At 64.2% G+C, this 9,825-nt stretch carries 8 protein-coding genes; 5 read left to right on the top strand and 3 right to left on the bottom strand.

Annotated elements, in window-relative coordinates; genetic code table 11:
• Positions 1-150: 150 nt before the first annotated feature.
• Together M3498_04245 and M3498_04240 are read right to left on the bottom strand one after the other, a co-directional pair.
• Complete coding sequence (locus tag M3498_04245; protein MDQ3458508.1) at positions 151-1,398, bottom strand: ABC transporter permease; 1,248 nt, start codon at positions 1,396-1,398, stop codon at positions 151-153.
• Positions 1,399-1,758: 360 nt separating this feature from the next.
• Entirely contained in the window at positions 1,759-2,226 is a 468-nt protein-coding gene (locus M3498_04240; protein MDQ3458507.1) for a LuxR C-terminal-related transcriptional regulator, read from the bottom strand.
• Positions 2,227-2,286: 60 nt separating this feature from the next.
• On the opposite strand from M3498_04240, the gene M3498_04235 reads away from it, so the two are divergent.
• The 5 genes from M3498_04235 to M3498_04215 all read left to right on the top strand — a co-directional run bounded on the left by M3498_04235 (position 2,287) and on the right by M3498_04215 (position 7,683).
• Positions 2,287-2,529: a ribbon-helix-helix domain-containing protein gene (locus M3498_04235; protein ID MDQ3458506.1), complete on the top strand. Its 243-nt coding sequence runs from the start codon at positions 2,287-2,289 to the stop codon at positions 2,527-2,529.
• A gap of 162 nt (positions 2,530-2,691) precedes the next feature.
• Entirely contained in the window at positions 2,692-4,410 is a 1,719-nt protein-coding gene (locus tag M3498_04230; GenBank protein MDQ3458505.1) for a ribulokinase, read from the top strand.
• Positions 4,407-5,057, top strand: coding sequence for an L-ribulose-5-phosphate 4-epimerase (locus M3498_04225; GenBank protein ID MDQ3458504.1), 651 nt, complete (start codon positions 4,407-4,409; stop codon positions 5,055-5,057). The genes M3498_04230 and M3498_04225 overlap by 4 nt, the downstream gene beginning before the upstream one ends.
• 49 nt (positions 5,058-5,106) lie before the next feature.
• Entirely contained in the window at positions 5,107-6,615 is a 1,509-nt protein-coding gene (gene araA / locus M3498_04220) for an L-arabinose isomerase (GenBank protein MDQ3458503.1), read from the top strand.
• Between the two features lie 51 nt (positions 6,616-6,666).
• Positions 6,667-7,683, top strand: a complete 1,017-nt coding sequence (locus tag M3498_04215; GenBank protein MDQ3458502.1) for an alcohol dehydrogenase catalytic domain-containing protein — start codon at positions 6,667-6,669, stop codon at positions 7,681-7,683.
• 103 nt (positions 7,684-7,786) lie between these two features.
• On the opposite strand, the gene M3498_04210 is transcribed toward M3498_04215, so the two are convergent.
• On the bottom strand, positions 7,787-9,825 hold a 2,039-nt coding region (locus M3498_04210), incomplete at its 5' end, for a hypothetical protein (protein MDQ3458501.1).

The following is a 9,825-nucleotide window of genomic DNA, read 5'->3' as shown; positions in this document are numbered from 1 at the left end:
GCCCAGCCCCTTGGGAGCCCAGCGAGGCCGACAGCGCCAGCGTCATCGCTAAGGCGCCCAAGAGCACCTGAAGCAGCGTCAGGAGGCTGCGCAGCGGTCTCGTCTTCAGCCGCCGCAAGGCGCTGCGCAGCGAGAGGCTGAGGAGTGACACTAGAACTCCCTCAACGCTTCGACGATGCGCACCTTTGAGGCCATGACCGCCGGATAGAGGCCAAAGAGCAGGCTGACGCCGACCGCTAAAGCCAAGCCGACCAGCACGGCGGGCAGCGAGAGGCTGAGCGCGGGCCCTGTCAGCGCCGGCTGGCCCGCCATCATCGCCTGCATAAAGCTGTTAAAGGCCGCGAGCAGGCCGTAGCCCGCCACAACCCCCAATGTGCCCCCCAGCACGCCTAAGAGCAGCGCCTCGGCGAGAAACTGGCCGCGGACGAGCCCCCGGCTGGCCCCCAGACTGCGGTTGATGCCGATTTCGCGGTGGCGCCTCAACACCCGCGCCAGCATCAGGTTCATGATGTTTAAAGCGGCTACGACGAGGCCGGTCGAGGCAAAGGCGGCGATGACCAGACTGATCAGGCGCCACTGGCTGCTAAACTCGCCGATGAAATCGTTCGATGACACGCTCACCCGCTCCCCCCAGGCTCCCCGGGCGAAGGCCTCGAGCTCGGCGCGGGCCTCGCCCAGACGTGCAGCGTCGGCGACGGCGAACTTCAGCTCGCGGACGCCGCCAAAAGGCGAGGGCGTAAACGGCACCAGCGCGTCAGGGCTGAAGCCTTGCTCGAGCGGGTCAGGCTCACTCAGCAGCCCGATAATGGTGTAGCGCTCCTCGTTGAAGCCAAAGGCGACCTCCTTCCCGAGAGGGTCACCCTCGAGCCCGAGCCGCTCGACCAGCCCCGGCGTCGCCAGCATCACCCGCCCCCCTTCGGCGAAGTCGCTCTCCGACGGGAGGCTGCCCGAGGTGACTTGGACCTCCGCCGCGGCGAGGTAGTCCTGCGTAACCGCGTAGGCCTGGACGAAGCCTCCATCATCCGGCAGCGAGAAACCGCGAAAGTCCTGAATATAGGCGTAGTCCACGCTGGGGGCTGCCTCCCGGGCGCGCGCTAAGTCGTCGAGCGTCAGCGCCACGGCTTCATCCGAGGCAAGACCGATTTCGCGCGCGGGCGCAGGCGCAGACCCCGGGGTAAAGAAGGCCCTGTAGTCGTCCGCCCGGGCCTGAAGGCTGATCTCGCGGGAAAAGAGCATGTCACCAAAGCGCGCCTGCTGCTGCCGCCCGATATCCAAAAAGGCCGCCACCGCCGTCACCACGCCGACCCCCAGGGCAACCGCCACGGTGATGAGGACGGACTCGAGCCGGCGCGTCCTGAACTGCCTCAAGGATTGTTTGAGCACATCGGTCAGTTGCATGCCACCCCACCTTCTCCAGTTTGCCAGATGACCGGCACGTTAGCATGAGAATTGTCTTTCACAAAGTCTATTCTCCTTTCCCTTTAAGTCACAGAATTTGGGCCGGTGGTTCCGTCTGTACTCCCATCCTTTTGAAACTCCTCTTCCGGGTGCTACACCTGCTTTGTGTTTTTCTCCCTTAACTTTTGGCAATCCTTGCTGCGCAAGGACTGGTTTTAGGGGTTCGTCAACGCCTGTAAGACAGCGTAGACATTCTGTAGCTGCTAACGCAAGAGAAAACCTCATGCTCTAAAGGTGAACTTTTCACGGTCAAAGGGTGAAAAGTTCATCTTTAAGGCAAGCGTTCCAGATGGGGAGTTTTTACAAGAGCTTGTCGAAGTCCTCGCCGCCAAGCGTCGGCAACACCCCTAAGTAGGAGAGCGACAGCGCCACGTGATTACGCAGTTGCAGCTTGTCTTTGATGCTCGAGATCAGGTTCGAAACCCCCGCCTTGGAGATGCCGATCCTTGGCGCGCCAAGGATGATGTCGTCGTTGTGGGCGGAAAAGGCCACGAGGCGTAAGACCTGCCGCTCGCGCTGGCTGAGCGGACTAGCTCCCAAGGGTGGGCCGCTATAAAAGGTCTCTCCCGAGGCGACTCTCTTTAGAGCTTGGGGAACATCGGCGGGCTCGAGGGCCAAGACCACGAGCCCTTCAGGCTGCAACTCGAGCAGGTCGCGCAGGTAGTGAGGCGAGCGGTTGCCGGTGACGACGAGAGCGGGGCGGGGGATGGTCCGCAGCCCCTTGAGGGCGTAACCCCAAGGAGCGTCCACTTCATGCTGACGGAGCACTAGGTATGCAAGGAGAACGTTTAAGCCGCGGTTATTTGCCATATGTGGTACGCTTCAGCTATGCAGAAGACGACCCTTTATCTACCTGCTGAACTTCATAAGTTGCTTAAAGAGGCGGCCAAGCATGAGCAAAAAAGCCAGGCTGAGCTGATCGAGGTTCTCTTTGACTACATGAAAACGCAGCCGGGACCGGTGCCAAGTTGTATAGGCGTTGCTGAAGACGCGGGCGTCACCGCGCGAGAGAGCGAGGAGCGGATGCTAGCGTCATTGCCTGTGCTGAACGCGGTGGAGGGTGCGTCTTGATGCTTCCTCTGCGGCACTACGGGGCGACGGACTCTTTGGGTTGACTGGTGGTGTGGTTGGTGATAAGCTGTGAACGTTCACAGCTCGAATGGTTTTGTAACCGCATTATACGTTATACTTGACCAGCTAAACCATCTAATGCGCACTATGGAGCCAACGCTCATGCCTGATACAGACAACCATGACCATCGCTACGCAATCGGAGTCGATTACGGCACGGAGTCCGGGCGGGCCGTGCTGGTAAGGCTAAAGGACGGCAAAGAGGTTGCCAGCGCGGTTCACCCCTACGGCGACGGGGTGATCGACAAGCGCCTCCCAGGAGGTAAGAAGCCGCTGCCGCCCGACTGGGCGCTGCAAAACCCTGAGGACTACCTCGAGGTTTTAAAGAGGACGGTACCGGCGGTACTCCAAGAGAGCGGCGTTCGCCCTGAGCAGGTTGTCGGCGTCGGCATCGACTTCACCTCCTGCACCATGCTGCCGACGCTCGCTGACGGAACGCCGCTTTGTCGCCTGCCCGAGCTGCGCGACGAGCCGCACGCCTGGGTAAAGCTCTGGAAGCACCACGCCGCGCAGCCGCAAGCCGACCGCATCAACGAGACGGCGTGCGCCATGAGCGAGCCTTGGCTGGCGCGTTACGGCGGCAAGATCAGCAGCGAATGGTTTTTTAGCAAGGCTTTGCAGATTTTAGAGGAGGCGCCTGACGTTTACCACCAGGCCGACCGCCTTATCGAGGCGGCCGACTGGGTTGTCTGGCAGCTCACCGGGGTGGAGACGCGCAATGCCTGCACCGCCGGTTATAAAGCCATGTATCAGGACGGCGCCTTCCCGAGCCGGGACTTTTTTGCCGCGCTGCACCCTCAGTTCGCCGATGTCGTCGAGACGAAGATGCTCTTTGAACTCGCGCCGCTCGGCGCCAAAGCGGGTGCGTTGACGGCGGCGGCGGCAGGGTGGACAGGACTTCAGGCCGGTACGACCGTGGCGGTAGCCAACGTCGACGCCCACGTCACCGTGCCCGCCACCGGGCAGGTCGAGCCCGGCACCATGGTGATGATCATGGGCACCTCGACCTGCCACATGCTCGTCGCCGAGGACTTGCGCGAGGTCGAGGGGATGTGCGGCGCCGTCAAGGGAGGCGTCGTCCCCGGCTACTACGGTTATGAGGCGGGGCAGAGCGGGGTCGGAGACATCTTTGCCTGGTTTGTCAAGCAGGCGGTGCCGCCGGCCTACCATGACAAGGCCGCGCGGCAAGGGCTTGATCTCCAGGGTTATCTGACACAAGAAGCCGCCAAGCAAGGGCCGGGGGAGCACGGCCTTTTGGCGCTCGACTGGTTGAACGGCAACCGCAGCGTGTTGGTCGATGCTGAACTCTCCGGACTGATTGTCGGCCTGACCCTTGCCAGCACCGCCCCCGACATCTACCGGGCGCTGCTCGAGGCCACCGCCTACGGCACGCGCGTCATCATCGAGTCGTTCGAGGCGAGCGGCGTTCCCATCCGGAGGCTGATCGCCGCGGGCGGCTTGCCCGGCAAGAGCCCGCTGCTCATGCAGATCTACGCGGACGTCTGTAACCGTGAAATTTTTGTCATCGAAAGCCAGCAGGGGCCCGCGCTCGGCGCCGCCATGCACGCCGCCGTGGCGGCGGGCGCCTACCGCGACATCGCCGAAGCGGCGGCGCGGATGGGCGGGCTGAGCGAAACCGTCTACCGGCCCAAGAGGGAACACACCGGGGTTTACGACGCGCTCTACCAGGACTACCGTTACCTTCACGACCTCTTCGGGCGCAGTGGCCGCCATGAGCCGGGGGGCGTGATGAAGCGTCTGCGCGAACACCGCTCGAGACATGTCGAAACCAAATCGGTGGAAGCGGGAGTAAGAGAATGACGCTGGAGAACTTAAGGGAGGCGGTCTGCAAGCTCCACGCGCTCTTGCCCGCCAACAACCTGGTGTCCTGGACGAGCGGCAACATCAGCGGCCGCATCCCCGAGAGCGACGTTATGGTCATCAAGCCGAGCGGGGTTGGTTTTGAGGATCTGACGCCGGAGACGATGGTCGAGGTCGATATCGCCACGCTCCAAAGCCAAGGCTTTTATAAGCCTTCGTCCGACACCGCCACCCACGCTTATATTTACCGTGAGATGCCCAGGGTCGGCGGCATCGTGCACACCCATAGCCCCTACGCCACCGCCTGGAGTGCACTAGGGCGCGACATCCCTTGTATTCTTACGGCCATGGCCGACGAGTTCGGCGGCCCCATCCCGTGCGGCGGCTTTGCCCTCATCGGCGGCGAGGAGATAGGGCGCGAGGTGGTCGAGGTCTTGCGGGGCCACCGCTCGCCTGCGATCCTCATGCAAAACCACGGGGTCTTTACGGTCGGCCAAACCCCCAAGGACGCGGTGAAAGCGGCAATTATGTGTGAGGACGTCGCCCGCACGGTCTTTTTGGCCCACCAGCTGGGGCAGCCTCTAGCGATCAAGCCGCAAGACATCGACAGGCTCTATGAGCGCTACACCACCCAGTACGGCCAGTGAGTGCTCGCCGTCACCGTGACTTCAAACGCCAAGAGGAGCCAGCTACGCCATGAAACATCTCGCCACGCCTAAAGTATGGTTCGTCTGCGGGTCGCAGCACCTCTACGGTCCCGGCCCCCTCGAGCAGGTCGCGGCCAACGCCCGGGAGATCGCGGGGGCCCTCGACGGTTCTGAGGCGATCCCGCTCGAGGTCGTCTTTAAGGCCGTCCTCACCACGCCCGAAGAGATCCGCCGGACCTGCCTCGAGGCCAGCAGCGACCCAGACTGTGCGGGCCTCATCTTGTGGATGCACACCTTTTCGCCCGCCAAGATGTGGACCTCTGGCCTCTCCGCCCTGCGCAAACCCTTTTGTCATCTTCACACCCAATTTAACCGCGACTTGCCCTGGAGCAGCATCGACATGGACTTTATGAACCTCAACCAGTCCGCCCACGGCGACCGCGAGGCGGGCTTTCTCCACAGCCGCATGCGTTTGGGCCGCAAGGTGGTGGTCGGGCACTGGCGCGACCCCGAGGTGCAAGACCGTCTCGGCGCGTGGGTGCGGGCGGCCCACGCCTGGTCCGACATGCAAGGCGCGGCGTTCGCCCGCTTTGGCGACAACATGCGCTTTGTCGCCGTCACCGAAGGCGACAAGGTCGCCGCCGAGATGCGCTTTGGCTTCTCGGTCAACGGCTACGGCGTCGGTGACCTTGCCGCTAAGGTCAAGGCCGTCGCCGAGGAGGCCGTGGACGCTCTCGTCGCCGAATACGAAGAGGGCTACAGGGTCGCCGGGGAGCTGCGAAGAGGCGGTGCGCGTCACGACTCGCTGCGCGAGGGCGCGCGCATCGAACTGGGCCTGCGGGCATTTCTCGAGGAGGGCGGCTTTAAAGGCTTCACCACCACCTTTGAGGACCTCCACGGCTTAAGGCAGCTCCCCGGCTTAGCGGTGCAGCGCCTCATGGCCGACGGCTACGGCTTTGGCGCCGAAGGCGACTGGAAGACGGCGGCGCTCTTGCGCGCCATGAAGGTGATGGCCTTGGGCCTGCCCGGCGGCACCTCTTTTATGGAGGACTACACCTACCACTTGGACCCGGCGGGACACCAGGTGCTGGGCGCGCACATGCTCGAGGTCTGCGCGTCCATCGCTTCGGAGAGACCTTCGCTCGAGGTCCATCCGCTCGGCATCGGCGGCAAGGAGGACCCGGTGCGCCTCGTTTTCGACGCGCCTGCAGGCCCCGCCGTCAACGTTTCGTTCGTCGACATGGGCAACCGCTTCCGCCTCATCGTGAACGAGGTCGAGGCGCTGACCCCACCGGAGCTGCCCAAACTTCCGGTGGCTAGAGCGCTCTGGGCCTGCCAGCCCGACTTCAAGACCGCCTGCGCCGCCTGGATACTCGCCGGCGGCGCGCACCATACCGGCTACAGCTACGCCGTCACCACCGAACACATCGAAGACTTCGCCGAAATGGCCGGGGTAGAAGTCGTGGTCATCGACAAAAACACCAGGCTGCGCGAGTTCAAGAGCGAATTGCGGCAGAACGACCTCTACTACGCCCTCGCGCAGGGCCTGCGCAACTAAAGGGCTGATGACTCTTGTCACCACAGGCTCTGCCAGCAAAGGAGTAAAGAGATGAAAGCCGCACTGTTGCACGGTATACGCGACCTTCGCGTTGGCGACGTTCCCTTACCCGAGCGCGCCCCAGACGAGGTGCTGCTCAAAGTTCGAGCCGTAGGCGTCTGCGGGAGTGACCTGCACCACTACTTAGAGGGCGCCATCGGCTCGACGAGGGCGAGTGTGCCCTTTGTCCTCGGCCACGAGTTCGCCGCCGAGGTCGTGGAAGGAGGGACGCTGCCCCCCGGCACGCTCGTGGCGGTAGACCCCAACCGCGCTTGCGGGCGGTGCGAGTGGTGCGCGGCCGGACATCACAACCTCTGCCCCAACGTCGCCTTTGCCGGCGTTCCTCCCTATGGGGGCGCGCTGGCCGAGTACGTTACCGCCCGAGCCGGGGAGCTGGTGCCGCTGCCGCCCGGTTTCGACGCGGCCACCGCCGCCCTGCTCGAGCCCCTCGGCGTGGCGATTCACGCGCTCGATTTGGCGAGGCTCAAGCCGATGGCGTCGGTGGCGGTTCTGGGCGCCGGACCCATCGGCCTGCTCATCCTTCAGGTCGCCCGCTGGTGTGGGGCGGGCAAGGTCATGGTGGTCGACCCCTTGGCCTACCGCACCGAGGTGGCGACGACACTAGGCGCGGACGCCACGGCCGCCTCGTGGGAGGCTGTTGTGGCGTGGACGGACGGTCGCGGTGTAGATGTCGTCTTGGAGGCGACCAATTCCCCGCTCGGCCCGCAACACGCCGCCGAGGCCGTGCGCATCGGCGGCAGGCTGGTGCTGGTGGGGATTCCTGAAGGCGACCACTTCACCCTCAACGCCTCCTTGGTGCGGCGCAAGGGGCTGACCATCAAGCTGTCGCGGAGGATGGGCAACGTCTACAGCCGGGCGATTGCCATGGTGCAGAGCGGCAAGGTGAGCTTAGCGCCGCTGATGACCCACCGCTTCAGCCTCGAGCGAACCCCGCAAGCCTTTGAACTGCAAGCGAGCTATAAAGACGGCGTCATCAAAAGCGTCATTTACCCTTGGAGTGGTGACTAGCGAGCTGGGCTCTGAGATGACGAGGAGCCAGGAGCCAGAAGTCAGGAGCCAGAAGTCAGGAGAATAGCGTCCTCTTCTGGCTCCTGGCTACAGGCGCGAGGCTTTACCGGCTGGTGTCTAAGAGCACCGTCGGGTCGAGTGGGAAGGCGCCCATGCGCGCGCCGTAGAGGTTGAGGCCGCCCCGCTTGGCGGCGCTGTGCGGAATCTCGAAGCGCACGAGGAGCTTGCCGTCCCAGCTCGCAGCGAGGATGCGCCGTGCGGTCTCTGCGCCCACCTCGAGCCTGGTCAGAAAGCCGTAGGAGGCGTACTCGAAGTTCGGGCTCAGGTGGGCGCTCAAGACGCCGCGGGCGTCGGCGGGGTCGTCGGGCAGGCGCAGCGGGGCGTCCGTGAGGGGCAGGCCGTTCACCGACACCAAGAGGTCGCTGGGCAGCCCCTGGGCCTCCGTCTGCGGGTAGTTGCCGGTCCGGCCGTGGGGCCGGTCCTGCCAACCGAGGCGGCGGCTGGCCGTGCGCGCGCCCGCCTCGAAGACGAGCCGCAGGCCCCGCAGGCCAGCGGAGTCCAGATCGGTCGGGAGCGGGACGGCATACTCGACCCAGCCCGCGAGGTTGCCCCCGAACTTGCCACTGCGCGGACCCAGAACGGGCTGCGGCCAGGAGGAATGGCTGAAGTCGCCGGGCCGAAAGCGCAGCGCGTAGCCCTGCGCCGTTCGCTCGACCTCCGCTGCGCCGTTGCTATAGCCGTCACCGTGAACGTCCACGTTCACGTAGTTGCGGGCGCGGACGTTGCCGCCCGCGTCCTCGAGCCACAGGGCCACGGTCACGAGCGCCTCCTCGTTAGGCAGCTGCACCTCGACGCTGCCCCCGCTCGTCACGCCGTAGCGGTCAGGCTGGACCTCCCGACCTCCTTGGCCCAGCTCGAGTCTCTCGCCGAAACGGTCAATAGCGGTGACGCGCCAGCACAGCCGGGCGCTCGTCAGCGGGCGCGCGTTGTCCCAGTGCGACACAAAGGCGGGGGCCGAGAAGAGGCTGCCGGGGGAGAGCGTCTGGCAGGGCGGACAGTCCAGGCCGACGAAGTCCGCGCCGTTCAAGTCCCGGACCGCCATTGCCGGAACGAAGCCGTCGTAGCCGAACTTCTTCTCGCTCCGGTCATAGTTCAAAAAGCCGTTGTGCTCCCACTCGATATCGGCGAGCTCGGTATAAACGTAACCGCAGATCTTCGCGTGCCGCCTGAGTTCAGAAGTCAGGAACTTGAAGGTATAGGCGACGTCCTTGTCGCCGCCGCTCGCGCTCAAGCCCGCGTACTCGCTGTTTAGGAGCGGCTCCGTGCCCTGTTTGTAGTCCAGGGCACCGTCCAAATGGCCGTAGCGGTGGCCGACGTAGTTGTAGCCCGAGCCCTCATACGTCTCCTCGACAATGCGGGTGATCTCGCGCCGCGCCCGGTCGTAGCTATTTAAGTAAAAGTGCCAGGTGTTGAGATCGGTCTTGACGTGATCAAAGAGGCAGGCCGAGTTGTCCTCGACGAGGCGCGTGGGGTCGAGCCTCTTGGCGAGGTCGAACATCTTCGCCACCCAGGCCCAAGAGGCCGAGGTCTGGTGCTCCTCCAAGCCCCATGTCTCGTTGAAGAGGATCCAGGAGAAGATAGAGGGGTGCGAGTAGTCGCGCGTCAGCGCTTCGCGGAGGGTGTTTTCCCAGTTGGTGCGAGCAGTAGGCGTATAGACGCTGGCCGAGGGCAGGTCGTACATCATCAGGACGCCGAGCTTATCCGCCCAGTAGTAGTAGCGCGGCTCGTTCACCTTGATGTGGCAGCGCAGCATGTTGAGACCGAGGTCCTTGGTAGCCTGGACGTCGGCGCGGATGGCGTCGTCCGAGGGATAGCTGTGCAGCCCGTCGGGATGAAGGGCCTGATCCAAGACACCGCGCAGGTAGACCGGCTCGCCGTTTAAAAAGACGTACTCGTAAGCGTTGTCCTGCCAACGCTCCCGTGAGACCGAGCGCAGGCCGAAGTAGGTCTCGATCTCGTCCGCCACAGCCTCTGAGTCCTCCGGCTCGAGGCGGACGGTGCAGTCGTAGAGGTGCGGGCTCTGTGGCGACCACGCTTTCGGATCGGGCACGAGCACCTCGAACGCCGCTTCGGTCTGTTCGC

The organism is Deinococcota bacterium (genome assembly GCA_030858465.1).
Lineage (GTDB): Bacteria > Deinococcota > Deinococci > Deinococcales > Trueperaceae > JALZLY01.
Note: the sequence above shows the minus strand (reverse complement) of the source record. Positions and strands in the feature narration are given on the sequence as shown.